This window comes from Spirosoma sp. (assembly GCF_048594605.1).
Classification (GTDB): domain Bacteria; phylum Bacteroidota; class Bacteroidia; order Cytophagales; family Spirosomataceae; genus Spirosoma.
This window is the reverse complement of record NZ_JBMDWV010000267.1, coordinates 1-17,740: the sequence shown is the minus strand read 5'-3', so window position 1 is coordinate 17,740 and position 17,740 is coordinate 1. Positions and strand designations below refer to the sequence as shown.

Genomic DNA, 17,740 nt, shown 5'->3' with positions numbered 1-17,740 from the left:
ACGCTACGGTTTCCTCAAAGGGATACAGATCTACAATCACCATATCGATCGGCGGGATCCGGTGACGCTCAGCCTGAGCAAGGTCTTCGGGTAGTTCCCGCCGGTATAGAATACCGCCCATTACAGCCGGATGCAGGGTTTTGACCCGACCGCCAAAAATGGATGGATACCCCGTTAGGTCTTCAACAGCTGTTACGGGAACACCAAGTTGTTCGATAAAAGCCTGTGTACCGCCCGTTGAATAGAGTTTGACGTTTTGTTCGTCTAATAGTCGGACCAGAGGTTCGAGGCCGTCTTTGTAAAAAACGGAAATCAGCGCAGAAGAGATTTTCAGAGACATATATTGATCATGAAACAGCTTGCCGACTGTTTCTAAGATGTCAAGTTACGCAAAATGGATAACTAGTTGTTTCTTCGAATGAACCGCAAAGATAAGCAAAGGTCTTAACTTTGTGAGCCGAAGCTTATAACCTGAATTAAGCGGAGTTTTTTCCATTAATGAGTCAATTCAAAAAATTAGCCAGCGACACCGCACTTTATGGCATTAGCACCATTTTAGGGCGATTGCTCAATTTTGCGCTGGTACCGCTACACACGTACGTATTTACAAAACCCGGCGCCCTTTCGTCGAATGTGGAACTGTATAGCTACGTCGGTGTACTCCTGACCTTATACACATTGGGGCTTGAAACCACTTTTTTTCGGTTTGCCGCCCGCGCCAAAAATGATCCAGTTGAACAGCAGCGCGTTTTTAGTGATACGTTAAGTATTGTGATACTGATCAGCGGCCTGGCTTCTACATTAATTATTGCTCTGGCCCCACAGATAACCAGCTGGCTCAACTATCCGGGGCAGCAGTCGTCCATTATCTGGGTTTCCCTGATTATTGCCATTGATGCGATTGTCGCGATTCCCTTTGCCCGATTGCGGGTAGAAAATAAGGCTCGTCAGTTTGTTATTGCCAAAATTACCAACATTGTTCTGGCGGTTATGCTGAACGTCTTTTTCCTAATAATCTGCCGTGACATATACTCTGGGAAATATCTATCTGTTTTGCAGCCATTTGTGCGGCTTTTTTATAACCCGGCCATAGGACCCGGTTACATCTTTCTGGCGAATTTATTGGCTAACGCAACATATTTTGTTTTGATCCGGGATGCGTTTCGAAACTTTCGATTCCGTGTTGATAAAATGGCAATGGGTGCTTTGGTTGCCTATGCTTTTCCGCTTATGTTAACCAATCTGGCAGGCTTAGTGAACAATACAACTGACCGGATTTTTCTACGCCATTTTTTATCCGAAGGGTTCTATGATGGTATTAGTTCGGCGGATGCGCTTGGTATATATGGCAACTGCTACAAGTTGTCCGTATTTATGGCGCTGGCGATTCAATCCTTTAAATTTGCGGCCGATCCATTTTTTTTCTCACAAGCCGAAGATAAGAATGCACCCGATTTGCTGGCTAGTGTTACCAAGTGGTTTCTGATTGTATGCACAATTATCTGGGTAGGAGCTAGCCTGAACCTTGATGTATTAGGGCTATTACTGTCGGAACGCTACCGGGTTGGTCTGGATATTGTTCCATTGCTTCTACTGGCGAATCTCTTTCTTGGCGTTTATTATAATATTTCGTTCTGGTTCAAACTCAGCGATAAAACCAAATTTGGCACATTTATAACCGCTGTCGGGGCCACTGTTACCATTCTTGGTAACGTAGTATTGATCCCAATAATAGGTTATATGGGCTGCGCTGTTGCTTTTCTGGCGTCCAGCTTTGTAATGATGGCCATGTGCTACGTTCTGGGCGAAAAGTATTATCCTGTACCTTACGATGTTCGCTCGGCGGCAACGTATATCATCGGCGCAGGTCTGTTGATCTACGTATCATGGCTGTTTCCCATCGCGAATCTATGGATTGCGGTGCCGGTACACCTCTCCCTCTGTGGACTTTTTGTCGGAGTCGTCCTGTTTATTGAACGCGATACGTTTCTTCCATTAGTCGCTCGGTTGCGAAAGCGTGGTCGCCCGGCGGCAATTCGCTAAGTGGTTATACGTACAGAAAATTAATTTCTTTGAGTACTTTTTATAAAAAGTCTGTACCTGCTGGATACAGCGTTTTTTATAGATAAATTTGGAGATTATCTTCTCATATTACCTCCGTAAGTGGTACGTTTTTGATTCATGAAACGATTTTGTCGGAACAGCGTGTGGCTTTTGCCTATTGCGTTTTTATTTCTAATAACCTCCTGCCGAGAAAAGACTCTATTTGAACGGCTCAATTCGTCTGATACAGGCATTACGTTTGCCAATACAATTACAAATAGTGATACCCTGAATATTCTGAAATATCAGTATTTCTACAACGGTGGGGGGGTAGGCGTTGGCGATTTTAATGGCGATCAGAAACCTGATGTGTTTTTTGCCGGTAATCAGGTTTCTAATAAGCTGTATATCAACGAAACAGAATCTGCCGGTAGCTCGATACACTTCAAAGATATCACTCAGTCGGCGGGTGTTGGTGGCAGCGGGCGCTGGTGCTCGGGGGTGTCAGTAGTCGATATTAATGCCGACGGTAAATTAGACGTTTACGTGTCCAACACGCTTCACAAATCAGCTGCCCGGCGGGCTAATTTGCTGTACGTTAATCAGGGCAACGATGGTAGCGGTAATCCTACGTTCCGCGAAATGGCTACCGATTACGGCATTGCCGACACAACTTATACAACCCACTCCGCCTTTTTTGATTACGATAACGACGGTGACCTGGATCTGTTTGTGCTAGTCGATCAGATTGCCGACGAACGTAGTCCCAGCACGTTGCACCCGCGAATTCTGGATGGCTCATCGCCCAATACGGACCGGCTTTATCGGAACGATTTTGATGCGGCAAAAGGACATGCCGTCTTTACGGACGTAACGCGGCAGGCTGGTATTCTGTCCGAAGGATTTGGACTGGGCGTGAACATATGCGACATTAACCGCGATGGCTGGAAAGACATCTACGTAACAAACGACTTCGTGACGAACGATATGCTTTATATCAATAATCACGATGGTACGTTCACAAACCATGCTCGTCAGGCGTTTAAGCATACCAGTTATACGGCAATGGGAAACGATGTCGCTGATATTAATGGCGATGGCCTGGCCGACATTGTGGCGATGGATATGCTTCCGGAAGACAACCTGCGGAAGAAAAGCCTGATGGTCAGCACAAATTACTTCGCGTATCAGGAATGGGATCGGTTAGGCTACGAGCACCAGTATACACGTAATACGCTGCAACTGAATCAGGGCATACCCCCTAATGATACATCCAGAGCGGGTGTGCCTGCCTTTAGCGAAACAAGTATGCTGGCCGGAATTGCCGAAACAGAATGGAGCTGGTCAGCGTTACTGGCCGATTTCGATCAGGACGGATACCGGGATTTAGTCGTTACCAATGGCTTCCCGCGCGACGTAACGGACCGGGATTTTACGAACTATTACAGTTCTGTGAACGGCTACCTGACCGACATCATGCGGAAAGAGCTGATTGATACGATTCCCGAGGTAAAAATCAGCAATTATGCATTCAGGAATACAGGAAATGCTCAATCAGGCGGTCCGGCGTTTGAAAACGTAACGAAATCCTGGGGTATGGACGAACCCAACTTTTCAAACGGCGCGGCTTACGCCGATTTCGATGGGGATGGTGATCTGGACTACGTAATCAATAATATTAACGACGAAGCGATTATTTATCGTAATAACCTTACGAATGAAAAATCAGATAAGGCTCACTATCTGCGTATTCGTTTTGAGGGCGATGGAGCCAATCCGATGGGACTAGGTGCTATCGTAGAATATAGTCTGCCCGATGGCCGAAAGGAATTTTACGAGCACACTCCTTATCGGGGCTATTTATCCAGTGTTGAGCCTGTAGCCCATTTGGGTTTGGGTAAAATCAGTACAATCAAAAATCTGAAAGTGACCTGGCCGGGTGGGCGCGTACAGATTCTCGCAAACGTCAATGCCGATCAGACAATCACCCTTAAAGCAAAAGATGCCCAACCAGGCACCGCTGCGACAGCGTCAACGCCCGAACCTCTTTTTAAAGACGTAACAGCCGCCTTGGGTATTACCTATCGTCATGAAGAAGCGGACATCATCGATTATAATCTGCAGAAAACCCTGTTGCATAAACTAACTGAGTATGGCCCAGCGCTGACCGTAGGTGATGTCAATGGCGATGGGCTGATGGATATGGTGGTTGGCGGAAGTTCCAACTATTCAACCGAAGTGCTTCTGCAGCAACCATCGGGTCGATTTGTACGCAAACCTCTGCCTGCCAAGTTATCGGAGGATGCGGGCTTGCTGTTGTTCGATGCCGACGCTGATGGAGATTTGGATCTCTACGCGGCCAGTGGTAGTACCGAGTTTAATCCCGATCAGTTGGCAGACGCACTACGTCATCGGCTGTATGTCAATGATGGGAAAGGTACATTTACGTTAGCACAAAATGCGCTGCCCAATTTTCGAGTCGATGGCTCGTGCGTAAAAGCTGCTGACTTTGATCGGGATGGCGATCTCGATCTATTTGTGGGCGGACGAGTTGAGCCGTATAAATATCCGATGGGCGTACCAAGCTATTTACTCCGTAACGACAGTCAGAAAGGTCAGCCAAAGTTTGCGGACGTAACGGCACAGCTTGCGCCAACCTTGGCAAAAGGGGGCTTAACCTGCGATGCTCTCTGGACCGATTACGACAAAGACGGCTATGTTGATTTGCTGCTGGCCAGTGAATGGGCGCCACTCACCATGCTACGTAACGAAAAAGGCAAGTTTAAGCCGCTGGATAAGAGTGGCTTGTCGGATAAATCAGGTTTCTGGAACTCGATTACGCCCGGCGACTTTGATAATGATGGCGACATTGATTACATAGCTGGTAATCTGGGACAGAACAATCTGTTACGTGCCAGCGATGACCGGCCGGTGCGGATCTACGCTGGTGATTTTGATAATAATGGATTTTACGACGCCTTCCCGACAGCTTATTTTGTTAACGCCAACGGGAGGTACGAAGAGTACCCTTATTTCGGATGGGACGACATGGTGAAGCAGATGATCGGGATCAAACGTCGATACATCAAGTACAATGATTTTGGCCGGGCAACCATTGACCAGATTTTAACGGAAGAAGAGCGTAACCAGGCCTTAAAATTATCCGCTACGTATCTGTCGAGCAGTTATATCGAAAACAAAGGGAATGGTCAGTTCGATGTTCGGCCATTACCGTTTATGGCTCAGACGGCTCCTTTGTTTGGTATGATTGCGCAGGATGTTGATGGAGACGGTAACCTGGATGCAGTTCTGGTTGGTAATGAATATGGTAGTGATCTGGTCGCAGGACGAATGGACGCCTTTAATGGATTGGTACTGAAAGGCGATGGAAAGGGAGGTTTTGCACCGCTAACCGTTGCACAAAGCGGATTCTATGTACCTGGTAATGCAAAAGCGCTGGTCAGCTTGCCCGATGCGCAGGGACGCTGTCGATTGGCGGCTACTGAGAATCGCGGTCCGCTACGTGTATTTGCCTTAAAACAGCCCCAGACGTTCGAGGCAGTCGATACGCGTACAACGGCCGTTGACATACGCTTGAAAAATGGTCGGGTCCGGCGGCAGGAGATCCCATTCGGTACGTCGTTTTATGGACAATCAGCGCATGGTGTCTGGCTATTGCCGGGCGAACAGATTGTGAAAAAGTAAGCAGAGTACGTATAAAAAAACTTCGATAATCACGCAGTTTTTTTATACGTACTCAATACGTGCGTTCCCGAAAATTGGCGGGTGAAACCATCGCACTACGTCGTCGAACAGCCGTTGTTATGAAAAAACCCGTTGCTTTTCGGCCTGATGGATTGGTGTTAATGATATTCGTCGGAACATTGGCCAGAGGTTGGGCAAACAAACCGCCATTGGTTAACTGGTCGCGCAGCGCTTCCCAGAACGAAAGTCCTTCTTTCGTAATCGATTGTAATTCAACGGTTACACTGTCGTTCAGCGCATATAAACTATCCGGATTGATCGATAGCCGAATAGGTACAATAAACACTAGTCCATCCGTTACAGTACTAGCTCCGCGAAACGCGCCATCTTCCGAAGTGATAATGTTTCGGGGTTGATTTTGCAACGTACCGTTTCGAAAAAAACGAATCCGATAATAATCTGCGGCACCGGGAAGATCACGGGCGTAAAACTCGCCCCGGTACCCTTCTGTGGTTGAAACAGGCGTTATTTTTCGCTTCACAAAAATAAGCGAGTCGATAGGAGGGACCCGGTTGATGGTTGAGCTGGCTCGGTACGTTTCGCCCTGATACGTAATTGACAGTTGGTACGTCCGGCCAATATGCCCTAACGTATCGTTTTTGGTAGGTTGCCAGACGTAGTAACCATCATTATCTGCATCCTGGAACGCATACGTTTTCCCGGTATTGTCGGTCACGGTAACGGTAGCGCTAACAGCCGCCAGAGGAGTACTACTGTCGAAATACGCAGCGGTTTGCGTTAGCCGAATCGTTTGCGGGCCAGGTTGGTCCGTGAGGTTAGCATCGACAGAAAGCTGGGTTGGACCCGTATCGAGTTTGGCGTCAATGACGGTTGTGCAACTCGTAAAGCTCAATACGCCACCAACCAGCAATAAAACAATAAACAGTGATTTCATGAGGTTACGCTACGTTAAAACTTAAAATTGTAGGTAATTGATGGAATGATGGTGGCAAAAACCGAATACCGAATGGCTTCAGTGACGCGCGGATTATCTTCGTTCGGCTGGAAATAGACCGAGAACGCGTTTTTGCGGGCATAGGCGTTATACACTGAAAATACCCAGTTGTCTTCTTTCCGTTTGCCGGGCCGCCTGCGTCCCTGCAACGTAGCGGCTAAGTCGAGCCGGTGGTAAGCCGGAATCCGATAGTTGTTACGTCCGCTTATGACCTGCCCAACGTAGCCCTCATACTCGAAACGATTGGTTGGGAACGTAGCGGGTGTACCGCTGGCGAGGGTAAACGTAGCGGAGAAATTCCATCGCTTAGCCGCTGGCGGATCAAACAGCAGCACCGATGTCAGCGTATGTCGTTTGTCAAAACGAGTTGGATACCATTCGTTATTATTAATACCCAACACCTGCCGTTCGGTTTTAGCGAGCGTATAGCTGATCCAGCCATTTACGACCCCTGTGTTACGTTTCAGATAAAATTCAGCCCCGTAAGCCCGCCCTTTTCCGTTGAGCAGATCGCCCTCGAGGTACTTATTCAGAATCAGGCTGGCGCCATCAATGTAGTCGATCTGGTTCTGCAACCATTTATAATATATCTCCACCGACGCTTCGAACTCGCGACCTGTGTTGGTAGATCGACCAAAGTTCTTGAAATAACCGGCGGCAATCTGATCGCCAACCTGCGGTTTGATGTTGTTGGTCGATGGGGTCCAGATATCCAAAGGTGTTGAGGCTGTTGTATTCGAAATCAGGTGAATGTATTGCGCCAGTCGGTTATAACTTAGTTTCAGCGCACTATTGTCCGACAGCTCGTATTTGGCCGAAAAACGTGGTTCCCAGTTGCCGTAGGTTTTGATCACCTGCCCACCTTTGTAGCCAATAGACGAGACAACATCCCGCCGTTGTCCCAATGCTACGTCGGTTGAGAACACATACGCTTCGCCGGGACCAACGTAGTGAAACAGGGAGTAACGTAATCCGTATTGCAGTTGCAGTTTTGGCGTAACCTGCTGTTCATTACCGACATAAAGCGCCGTTTCGAGCGCATGTTTATTGGCGATCCCAAACGAGCGCACATCGCCGTCACTGGCTGCAGTGGCGGTGCCAGGCTGGAAATCGTGAATGATGGCTTGCCCGCCAAACGTAAGCAGGTTCTTTCCCAAAGCCAGCGAAAAGTCGGGTTTGAGGCTATAATCAACGATTCGTGAATTAGTTCGGAAGAAATCTGTTGGGGTTTTACCTTTCAGGTCTGAATCCAGCGAATAATCATAATTGCTGTAATAAGCCGTTGTGTTCAAAAACAGGCGGTCGCTGAATACGTGGTTCCACCGCGCCGAAACAGTAGCATTTCCCCAGTTAAAACCAAAGTCAGCGCCGAACACATCGCGCCCCAGGTAACCCGACAGAAATACCGTGTTTTTATCGTTGATCCGGTAATTGCCTTTGGCTGTCAGATCGTAGAAATAAAACTTTGAACCTTTCAGATCACTATTCAGAAACGGCTGTGCCAGAATATCGGCGTACGAACGTCGGGCAGCTACGATAAACGAACCTCGGCCCTTGAAAAGCGGCCGCTCGTAGGATAAACGACTAAAAATCAGTCCAATGCCGCCATTTAATTCCGGTTTTTTAGCGTTCCCTTCTTTCAGGCGCACATCCAGAATCGATGAAATACGGCCCCCATAATTTGACGGGATACCACCCTTGATCATTTTGACATCCTTAACCGCATCGGGATTGAAGACGGAGAAAAAACCAAACAGATGCGATGAGTTATAGACCGGCGCTTCGTCCAGCAGCACCAGATTCTGATCGATACTTCCCCCCCGAACATTGAAACCCGTAGCTCCTTCACCCACCGTCGAAACGCCGGGAAGCAACTGAATGCTACGTACTACGTCCACTTCGCCTAGCAATGCCGGAATGCGCTTCAGTGTTTTTACATCAATCTGGTTAACGCTCATTTCGATGTTCTTAACGTTATCATCCTCACGTCTGGTCGATACGACTACTTCCTGCAGGTCTTTTCCTTCCTGCTGTAGTTCCAGATCAAGGCGTATGTTTCGATCCGTCAGATTAATCGAGCGGGTTTGGCGGGTGTATCCAACGTAGCTGATAACGAGATTATAATTGCCGGGAGCAATAGTAACGGCGTAAAAACCGTAGTTATTGGTGACCGCTCCGGTACCTGTTTCTTTCACATAAACCGACACACCTATTAATCCTTCGCCATTGGCGGCATCTTTGATGTAGCCGCTGACTGTTAAGGCAGCCTGACTGTCTTTCGATTTGGCTGTAACAAGGGCATTGATAGTCTGTGCGCCAGCATTAGATAGAGGCAGCGTACTAAAAGCGCAGAGAAGATAGATCAGTAAATTATAGTTCATTACGTTATCTGTCAGCAAAGCAGACGTTCGGTTGCTACGTCAGGACAAGGCAAAAGTAACTTGCCTTGTGTTCAACAGAATTTAAAATAGGATAAACTCGCCAAAATTGAACCTGAACGGTCCTGAGAGTTAGATAAAACCAATAAAGTGTAAGCTAACGCCTTTATTTTTTGTCTTGTTTTTTTATCTCCTTAATTAGTTTCTGAGCTTCTGCTGAATCTGTTTTGGGGAAATCAGTGGGGAGTGATTCAAGAATTTCGGTAATAATATGCGCAATGATGAGTTGCTGATTGGGACGGTCATCGCTGGGAATAACGTACCACGGATTCTGCCGGGTAGCCGTCGCTTTGATTGTATCTTCATACGCCTGTAAGTAGGCTGGCCAGAATTCCCGTTCCTCCAGGTCGTTCTCACTAAATTTCCACTGCTTTTCAGTATCTTCCAGACGAGCGACAAGCCGTTTTCCCTGTTCCTCTTTCGCAACGTGCAAATAAAACTTCACAATTGGAAAGCCATTGCGGAACAGGTAATCTTCAAAATGCACAATATCACTAAAACGTTGTCGCCAGAGGGTCTGCTCGTTTTTGGGTAATAAACCAGACGGAATTAACTGATTGTGTAAACGTTCGGGATGAACACGTAACACCAGTACTTCTTCGTAATACGACCGGTTAAATACCCCAATGTATCCGCGCTCGGGAAGCTCGTGCCAGAAGCGCCACAGAAAATCGTGTTTTAAGTCCTCTTCAGCAGGTTTTTTGAATGGAGCCATCTGAAAACGGGATGGATTGACACCTTTAAATATTCGCCGGATACTGCTGTCTTTACCCGCTGCGTCCATTGCCTGAAATACGACCAGAAGACCGTAGTGTCCATCGGCATGCATTCGATTTTGCGCCTGGTCCATTCGAACGGCCAGTTCATCTAACTGGCGATTGAGGTCGGCTTCGTCGGTATAAAATGGCTCGATCAACGTTGGTGTATCGCTGATCGAAAAATGCTTTTTTTCGTCGTATCGGAAAAGATTGCTATTGATTTTTTTCATGCCTGTAATGCCGATTTCGCTACGTTTATCGTATACCTGTTCTTGGTCTGCTACGTTATTCGTTCTGACCCTGAATTACTGGAATCAGTTTTTGTAACTCCTTGAATCGTTCGGCATTAGGTTTGGGTTCATCAAAAGGTAGTTTGCTGAGTTCATCGATAATGATACGTCCAACCAGCAGTCGCATGTTTTTTTTATCATCAGCCGGAATTACGTACCAGGGCGCTTTGTCAGTGGCCGTTTCGTTGATTGCTTCTTCGTAAGCATCCTGATAAGCGTCCCAGAATTCGCGCTCTTTGACGTCACCCTCTTCAAACTTCCAATTCTTGTCAGGGTCTTCAATACGTGCAATAAGACGGTCGGCCTGTTCTTTTTTTGAAACGTGCAGGTAAAATTTAACGGTTAAAAAACCATTACGGTACAGATACTTTTCCATAGCGCGTATGGCTTCATAGCGATGTTTAAAAAGCTTATCAAGGTCTGTGGTTGACTCTTCTGGTAAGCGTTGACTTTGGGTCAGAATTTCCGGGTGCACCTTCGTTACCAGTACTTCTTCGTAATAGGACCGGTTGAAAATACCAATTGTGCCTCGTTCAGGCAGTTCGCGCCAACTACGCCACAGAAAATCGTGATCAAGCTCCTGATCCGTAGGTCGTTTGAACGAATAAACCCGAACACCGGCCGGGTTCGTACCCGTAAAAACATGCTGAATGGTGCCATCTTTTCCGGCCGCGTCCAGAGCCTGAAAGACAGCCACTAACCCATAGCGATTGTATGAGTACATTCGCTCCTGTAACTTGTCAATTTCAGCGGCCTGCTGCCTCAGAATGGCTTCATAATGTTCGTTGTCTTCATAAAAGTCATCTATTTTAGTAGGCGACTTTTTTAATTTAAGCGTTGTGCTACCGGTATAGCGGAAGTGGTCAATGTTGAAGTCTTTCACAGGCATTTTTGCGCAAAACTTTACGCGGATGAGTTGCGTTATTGGTATGAGTTTAAACCACAAATCAATCGAATGGTTGCGACCAACTTTCGCAAACAACTTGCTGTGTTCAGTCTTATGCTGTTTACGGCCTTAGGATGTACACAGTCGGCCACGCAAAAGAAATCAACTATTATGACCACAAATCAATCTGAAAATCTGGCTAAAGCGACATTCGGAACAGGCTGTTTCTGGTGTACTGAAGCTTTGTATGAATCGCTGGATGGAGTAATATCGGCTGTATCAGGCTATGAAGGTGGCCATAAAGCCAATCCGACCTATAAAGAAGTTTGCACGGGCACGACTGGCCATGCAGAATGCGTAGAGGTTACGTATGACCCTAAAAAAATTACGTATCAGGAATTGCTGGAGGCCTTCTTCCGGAGTCACGATCCTACGTCGTTGAATCGCCAGGGAAATGATGTTGGTACTCAATACCGATCGGTAATTTTTTATCATAATGATGAGCAAAAACAGCTGGCTGAAACTGCCAAAGCAGAGTTGGATAAGTCGGGTGCATATGATAAACCGATTGTAACGGAAATTAGCCCTACCACTACGTTCTACGAAGCAGAAGACTATCATCAGAGCTATTTTGCCAATAATCCTAATCAGGGTTATTGCGCCTTTGTGATTGCCCCGAAAGTGGATAAATTTAGAAAGGTGTTCAAAGAGAAACTGAAGCCAGAAGTCACTCAATAGGAGGGAGGGACAATATATATCACCAGAAAAGCCGCTTATATATAAGCGGCTTTTCTGGTGATATATACCCATATTTTAAAAAATGGTTCAAGTCAAATAGTTGATAATGAGGTGCATATTGGGTTTGCGTTGGAATAGTGTAGATGAATAAGTTCTGCTTTACTATGTTTGTTGCGTAGTCGACTTTTTGACCGATTAATAAGACGTTCGTTTGCGTCCTTGTTAGGGCCATAGATTCGCTTTTACTTTGTTTCAAATTTTAACGCAAATCAGTTTTCACATGAAAAAAATTCACTTTTCTATTTTGTTGGTACTTGGTCTTTTAGCAGGCACTCAGTCGTTTGCTCAGCTTGCCGTTGATAAGGGATCCAAATTTATCAACCTTGGTATTGGGGTAGGCGGTTATGGCTATTATACAGTAGGGAGCGGTATTGGTCTAAACGCATCTGCTGACTTTGGCGTATACAAGAATATTACAGTGGGTGCCGTAGCTGGGTATAAAAGCTATGGTAGCGTAGGCACGTACAAATACAATTCTTTCGACATTGGTGCCCGCGGATCGTATCACTTTAATGAGCTGCTTAATCTAGGTACTGATAAAGCTGACCTTTACGCTGGTTTGGGTATTTCGTACTTCTCTTTTTCATATGGAGGTTTTTTAGATAACTACGGAACCGTCTATGTGCCTATTCACCTTGGTGGACGTTATTTCTTTAGCGAAAATGTAGGTGCGTTTGCGGAATTAGGTTCAAGCCTGGCTACCTTAAAACTTGGGGTTACCTTTAAATTTTAAGAAAGTGGGTTGAAATACAACAAAAAGCCTCTCGAACTGAGAGGCTTTTTGTTGTATTTCGATTTTTTGTATTCCTGCCTACTTTATCTTTGAATACAACAGATACAGGTTACTGTATTGTGCTTCGGGCCGGATGGCCGAAGTCATGACAAATCCATTAACCAGAATAACCTAAACTAATTCAGTCGACCTACTTAATAACCTAATCTTCAGACTATTCTATTATGGTGAAAGGAGTAGAAATCTAATAGCTAACAGTAAATGATCGATTTCTCGGATTACGTCTTTATTTGGTTTTGAACACATCATGTTCCAGTGAGACGAACTGATATCATTATTCTGCTGCCCATAACAAGGGGGACTTAGATCACTAAGTCCCCCTTGTTATGGGCAGCAGAATTCAATCGTATTTACTTCTGGAAGAAATCGATTTTGTCCGCGTCCGTGTTGTTGGTGATCTTCTCCTCCCCACCACTGTAAGGAGCAATCACACTCGTCATCGTCAACGTCCCCGACGTGGCACCGGGCGTGATGCTGCCCGTCAACCCAAACGAGAGAATGTCCCCCGCTGCGATAACCTGACCTGCCTTGGCCGTCAGAATGTAGTAGTCCTCATCCGAGCTGCCATCAAATGTCCAGGAAGCATTGTTGACCGTCTTTCCTCCCACCGATGTGGCAGCGGGAGCATAGCTGAGGCTAATCTTGGCATCCTTGCTGAGTTTGACCAGGATCGAGCCCGTGGTGCTGACTCCATTCAGCTCGTAGACTTCCACCACCACCGTCATGTCCGTTTTACCATAGATCGTTGAGGGACGGGCATAGATGATGGGGGTCAGATCAGGAATCTTGAACTTGAGCGTCACCTTGGCCGGATCACTCTCCAGCCCCGCTTTGTCGCGTTGGGCATAGTAAAAAGTCACCGTGACCGCCCCGTTGGTGGGATCGACCTTGAGTTTGCCGGGCTCATAATTGGCAATGACCTGATTGAGTGTCACCTGGGCTCCGTTGTAGTAGAGCGTGCCGTTGGTGGCCAGGGTGGTGATGACGATGGTGTTGCTGTTGGAGACGCCGGTATAGATCCCATCTTCCAGATCTGATCCGGTCAGGGTGGGCACCTGCACCTGGAGACTGCCCCCTGGGTTGGCCAGGTTCTCCACCAGCTTCTCATCGGCTTTGGGCTTCTTATCGACACCAAAATTGACCTCGTCTACATTATCCTCGGCCAAGGTTACCTTGATTTTACCGTCGGCGGGCACTCCGTCGTTTCCGGCTGCTGCTCCAATGTTCTCGCCGGTATTGACTACCTGGTTGGCCAGGCTGGTGGCGGGAGGATTGTTGCCTGGTGTGCCCGGCGCGTTGCTGAGGACCACGGAGTAGGCGGTGTTGGGGGAGAGTCCGGAGAAGGAGTAGGCGCCATCGGTGAGGGGGGTGGAGGAGATGACCTTGCCGGATGTGGCGCTGACCAGGCTGACGTAAAAAGTGTTGGAGGCCAAGCTGCTGACGGCGGTGCCATTGACGATGCCATCGACCAACCCATTGGCATCATCAAATACGTTACCTGAGATACTAACCGTCGGATGACCAGGAGGAGTCATGTCCACAATAGCATTAAAAGGAAAGTAGTGCATTTCTCCGCCGGATTGAACAAAGGAGTTGGCTATTAACTGGCCTTGAATATTTGACTGATTCACTGTTTTTACTACGTCTGCCAATGGTGCTAGTACGCTACCTTCAATCGTAGAATTCCCGCCAATAGTCAGCGACGTAGCATTATAAAAATTCCACAAAATGTATGGCGCATTATCACCACTTACTCCGCCCAAACTCGGTGTGTTCCAGGTGAATGCTCCTGACGCGTTTACGTTAATGATTAATACCTGATTCGCCGAAGGTGCGTTTGTATACGTTAGGTTCTGAAGTTTGTTCAGATCAGCTCCCGTTACGTTCCAGACGTTTGTACCTTGCTCTAAAACAATTTTAACCTGACTCGGCAGATTGGTCTGACTGATCGTTTGTCCGTTCGGATTCGTTAATGTAATTCGGGAAGGCTGCTGAGAAAGGATCAACGAGTTGTTCTTCAACGTAGCAAATTTATTCGCAAAGTCAATCACATTAGCCTGGCAGACTGCAGAGTAGCCATTAGCATTCTGGTTAATCAGGATGCTGGGATCGTTGTTATAACTACCTGCTGTTTTTGTGATGCTTATGTTGGAAGAAGCGCCATTATTATCAGTATACCAGACCTTGAGGGCATCTGTGTTCGCATTACCCTGACATACTCCGATTTTGGCATAAGAGTTACCATTTACCTGAAGCTTGCCACTCTCCAGTTTAACTCCTCCCCCAACAACCAAGCCAACGCGATAGCCATCAACGGTAAAATCGGTGGAATGCGTAGCTACCTGATAGTTACCCGCTACAGTCAGATTTCCACCTATTGCTACAGCCCCGTCGCTTTCATTAGTGGTTAGTCTGGCATCTGACGCTAAAAAAACGTTGAACTTATCAGCAGGTGCAAGCGGATTTTGAGCCTGTACTTCTTTGGGCTGTCCTGCTAATAGAAAACCCATTACTGTAAACAATCGGAAAGCAGCAGGGTGTATGTTAAGACTAAAAACTAGTTGAATAAACCGGACTAAAGATCTGGCACTGATAGGCCACCTAAAGCGGAATAAGTTCTGTCTGGGTACGGTCAATAGAGGGCTATCAAAGCCTAGATAATTGACAGATTTAGTAGTGAATAGAGGAAGTATTATGCCTTTCATTAAGATTGATTTTAGTTAGTGGCACTACTTAAAAAATCACATTTGCGAACCTGTAAATGATTGCGCGTTCGTAAACTGGACTTACGAAATGAGTGAAAGTAACATTCTCTCTAAAAAAAAATAATCTTAAATTTTTCCAATAGGCTGATTAGTCGTAACTTTTATTAATTGTTTAATAATCAGACCCATAGACATATGAATAGATTACAGGCAACCAGAAATAGTTATAAATTAAACAATAAACAACCTTATATTTTATAGGTTTCGATAAGCCTCAATATTTTGTTTACCATCATTGAAAAATCATAAAGCACAACAAAACGAATTTACGAATCTATTATAGGAGAATTAGGCTGCACTATAAGCTAGACCATGTTGATCGATTGGCGAAGCGCTTATCTAATAAATCACATCATTAAAAGATTGATAGTTTGTAATTAGTAGTTAATAAGATCTTTTGGCTAAAAAATTCGCCAGATCAGCACACCAGCACGGTGTAGGCTATACGTCGGCCTGATGCAATCAGCCAAGAGTACTGCTGAGAGCTGATAGAAGAAAGATCCGCTACGTAGCAACAAGCCCCGCTAGTCAGGACTGGCGGGGCTTGTTGCTACGTGAATAGTATCGGGGTTATAAACTGGGTTTGCGGGTTAACTCTTTTCGGATCTTATCAGCAGCAGCCAAATCTGTCAGCGTAATATTGAGCTTATGTCTCAGAGTCGGTGAAGCCGATAAAATCTCGCTGGCCATTTGAATCAACGTAGCGGCCGTAGCAGCGCCATCCACCTTACGACGCGCGGCACGGCCTGGTCGGGAATGAACCGTTTGCGTGGTTATTTGAGATAAGTTAGTCGACTCCATTTCGTTCTTATAATGAGTTGTTTACGTTCAATTAAAGAACAAAAAATAAGGCATTTTCATTTCAAAATCACTTGATATTCTGCACACCTTTCAGAAGAGTTACGATGCCTTTTACAGGTCTCTTTTCGGTATTTGCTTACAGCCTAATTAAGCGAAAGAACGGGCGTAAATTACGTAATACGTATGAATGACTGAATTCGATTTGGTTACAACCATTTCGTACAAAAAGCCAGTATATCCGTTCGCATAGCGACTGTTTCCTCATGTCCAACGTCGTAAATATGTAACTGCCAGGCATTAGAAGCGCCCTCACGCAGATAAACCTCCTTAAGTTGCTGATCAATCTTTTTCAGCCCCTGCAAAGGCGTCAATGGATCGAACCGGCCGGCTAAACTAAAATGAGGTCTCGGAGAAATCAGCGCATTAATACGTGCCGTAGAAAAATGGGTAAGCAAGTCAGGAACGTAGTAGTAAATCCCATGCAAACCCAGCCCTTTAGTCTCGATAAGTGATTCATAGTCCGTCAGGCAGCACAGATCAATGCATACTTTGATACGCTCATCCAAAGCAGCCAGCCACCATGCCATTGTACTTCCCATCGACATTCCTATTGTAGCTATCCGCTCTGAATCGACATCCGGGCGGGTTTGTAAATAATCCAGCGCCCGTAGATTGTCATAAACCATCATTCCCCAGAGCACCTGACCATGCCACAGCATTTCCTTAAACGTGTCTAACTCTTTACGCTGCTGGCGCTCTCCGAAACACCAGCTATCGATGCATAAACCGGCATAACCGGCCCGACCCAGCGCTACGGCGTAAGGTGGCTGCTGCATTTCAGGTCGGCCTTTTACAAACTCATCTTTACCAACTTCATACTGACCGAAATGTGAGTGATTGAACAGAACAACGGGGAGTTTTCCAGGCTTGTGCTTTGGTTTGGTAAAATAGGCGGAAACGTGCTCAATGCCATTAACGTCCAGCATCAGCTTTTCAATAACTAACTCATCCGTCTCCTGAATCGTAACCTGCTTAACTGTTATTGGCCTGTATCGATCGGGCAGTTTTCCCAGAAGCCGATATAATTCCGTACGCTGTTTGCTTTTGCTGGCTTCGGTCATTGGTTAATCAGGATGGTCAATCTACGGTTTATCAGGCTAAAATCTTATTCTATCCTTATCAATTTACTACGTTGGTCGAAGCTGACTACGTGTTCTTTCAAAAAATCGCCACCTACGTTGATCTGATGGGTTTTGTCCGAATAATATATTTTCTGATCACTCACCCGAGCCAATCCTATGGCAATTTCATCGTGCAGAATAGCCTCCTGTAGAGTAAACTTTGTATTTCCGTTGGAGACAACTCGCTGATTGGGTGTGCGCGTGTAATGACCATCAGTCAGCAACTGCTCAGGAAAGTTAAACGAAAAATCTGATCCAGTATCCAGA

Annotated in this window: 11 protein-coding genes and 2 pseudogenes; 4 read left to right on the top strand and 9 right to left on the bottom strand. The window is 46.2% G+C overall.

Annotation, left to right across the window (positions count from 1 at the left end; genetic code table 11):
- Positions 1 to 340: pseudogene (locus tag ACOJS8_RS16330) on the bottom strand (bifunctional phosphoribosylaminoimidazolecarboxamide formyltransferase/IMP cyclohydrolase PurH); the annotation flags it as partial.
- A gap of 158 nt (positions 341 to 498) precedes the next feature.
- Here ACOJS8_RS16330 and ACOJS8_RS16325 point away from each other — a divergent pair.
- Complete coding sequence (locus tag ACOJS8_RS16325) at positions 499 to 2,043, top strand: polysaccharide biosynthesis C-terminal domain-containing protein (RefSeq protein WP_420149610.1); 1,545 nt, start codon at positions 499 to 501, stop codon at positions 2,041 to 2,043.
- Positions 2,044 to 2,181: 138 nt separating this feature from the next.
- Entirely contained in the window at positions 2,182 to 5,748 is a 3,567-nt protein-coding gene (locus ACOJS8_RS16320; protein WP_420149609.1) for a VCBS repeat-containing protein, read from the top strand.
- A gap of 52 nt (positions 5,749 to 5,800) precedes the next feature.
- Here the strand turns inward: ACOJS8_RS16320 and ACOJS8_RS16315 are convergent, their stop codons facing one another.
- The 4 genes from ACOJS8_RS16315 to ACOJS8_RS16300 form a co-directional block, all read right to left on the bottom strand.
- Entirely contained in the window at positions 5,801 to 6,703 is a 903-nt protein-coding gene (locus ACOJS8_RS16315) for a DUF4249 domain-containing protein (protein WP_420149608.1), read from the bottom strand.
- A gap of 14 nt (positions 6,704 to 6,717) precedes the next feature.
- Positions 6,718 to 9,144, bottom strand: a complete 2,427-nt coding sequence (locus ACOJS8_RS16310; protein ID WP_420149607.1) for a TonB-dependent receptor — start codon at positions 9,142 to 9,144, stop codon at positions 6,718 to 6,720.
- A 163-nt stretch (positions 9,145 to 9,307) separates the two neighbouring features.
- Positions 9,308 to 10,189: a PPK2 family polyphosphate kinase gene (locus tag ACOJS8_RS16305; protein ID WP_420149606.1), complete on the bottom strand. Its 882-nt coding sequence runs from the start codon at positions 10,187 to 10,189 to the stop codon at positions 9,308 to 9,310.
- Between the two features lie 55 nt (positions 10,190 to 10,244).
- Positions 10,245 to 11,132 (bottom strand): PPK2 family polyphosphate kinase, encoded by an 888-nt coding sequence (locus tag ACOJS8_RS16300; protein ID WP_420149611.1) that lies wholly within the window; start codon positions 11,130 to 11,132, stop codon positions 10,245 to 10,247.
- A 174-nt stretch (positions 11,133 to 11,306) separates the two neighbouring features.
- Here ACOJS8_RS16300 and msrA point away from each other — a divergent pair, with 174 nt between their 5' ends.
- Together msrA and ACOJS8_RS16290 are read left to right on the top strand one after the other, a co-directional pair.
- Positions 11,307 to 11,873 (top strand): peptide-methionine (S)-S-oxide reductase MsrA, encoded by a 567-nt coding sequence (msrA, locus tag ACOJS8_RS16295; protein WP_420149605.1) that lies wholly within the window; start codon positions 11,307 to 11,309, stop codon positions 11,871 to 11,873.
- 280 nt (positions 11,874 to 12,153) lie between these two features.
- Positions 12,154 to 12,666: a hypothetical protein gene (locus ACOJS8_RS16290; protein ID WP_420149604.1), complete on the top strand. Its 513-nt coding sequence runs from the start codon at positions 12,154 to 12,156 to the stop codon at positions 12,664 to 12,666.
- A 410-nt stretch (positions 12,667 to 13,076) separates the two neighbouring features.
- Here the strand turns inward: ACOJS8_RS16290 and ACOJS8_RS16285 are convergent, their stop codons facing one another.
- From ACOJS8_RS16285 to ACOJS8_RS16270, 4 genes and pseudogenes are all read right to left on the bottom strand, one after another.
- Positions 13,077 to 15,236, bottom strand: a complete 2,160-nt coding sequence (locus ACOJS8_RS16285; protein WP_420149603.1) for a collagen-binding domain-containing protein — start codon at positions 15,234 to 15,236, stop codon at positions 13,077 to 13,079.
- Between the two features lie 825 nt (positions 15,237 to 16,061).
- The gene (locus ACOJS8_RS16280; RefSeq protein ID WP_420149602.1) at positions 16,062 to 16,292 is read right to left on the bottom strand and encodes a hypothetical protein; all 231 of its coding nucleotides are present in this window, start codon (positions 16,290 to 16,292) and stop codon (positions 16,062 to 16,064) included.
- 206 nt (positions 16,293 to 16,498) lie between these two features.
- Entirely contained in the window at positions 16,499 to 17,413 is a 915-nt protein-coding gene (locus ACOJS8_RS16275) for a dienelactone hydrolase family protein (RefSeq protein WP_420149601.1), read from the bottom strand.
- Between the two features lie 44 nt (positions 17,414 to 17,457).
- Positions 17,458 to 17,740, bottom strand: a pseudogene (locus ACOJS8_RS16270) (hypothetical protein); the annotation flags it as partial.

Coding starts and splice junctions, on each gene's coding strand:
- msrA (WP_420149605.1), top strand. CDS start 11,307: ATGACCACAAATCAATCTGAAAATCTGGCTAAAGCGACATTCGGAACA.
- ACOJS8_RS16280 (WP_420149602.1), bottom strand. CDS start 16,292: ATGGAGTCGACTAACTTATCTCAAATAACCACGCAAACGGTTCATTCC.
- ACOJS8_RS16310 (WP_420149607.1), bottom strand. CDS start 9,144: ATGAACTATAATTTACTGATCTATCTTCTCTGCGCTTTTAGTACGCTG.
- ACOJS8_RS16315 (WP_420149608.1), bottom strand. CDS start 6,703: ATGAAATCACTGTTTATTGTTTTATTGCTGGTTGGTGGCGTATTGAGC.
- ACOJS8_RS16290 (WP_420149604.1), top strand. CDS start 12,154: ATGAAAAAAATTCACTTTTCTATTTTGTTGGTACTTGGTCTTTTAGCA.
- ACOJS8_RS16305 (WP_420149606.1), bottom strand. CDS start 10,189: ATGAAAAAAATCAATAGCAATCTTTTCCGATACGACGAAAAAAAGCAT.
- ACOJS8_RS16325 (WP_420149610.1), top strand. CDS start 499: ATGAGTCAATTCAAAAAATTAGCCAGCGACACCGCACTTTATGGCATT.
- ACOJS8_RS16285 (WP_420149603.1), bottom strand. CDS start 15,236: ATGGGTTTTCTATTAGCAGGACAGCCCAAAGAAGTACAGGCTCAAAAT.
- ACOJS8_RS16320 (WP_420149609.1), top strand. CDS start 2,182: ATGAAACGATTTTGTCGGAACAGCGTGTGGCTTTTGCCTATTGCGTTT.
- ACOJS8_RS16275 (WP_420149601.1), bottom strand. CDS start 17,413: ATGACCGAAGCCAGCAAAAGCAAACAGCGTACGGAATTATATCGGCTT.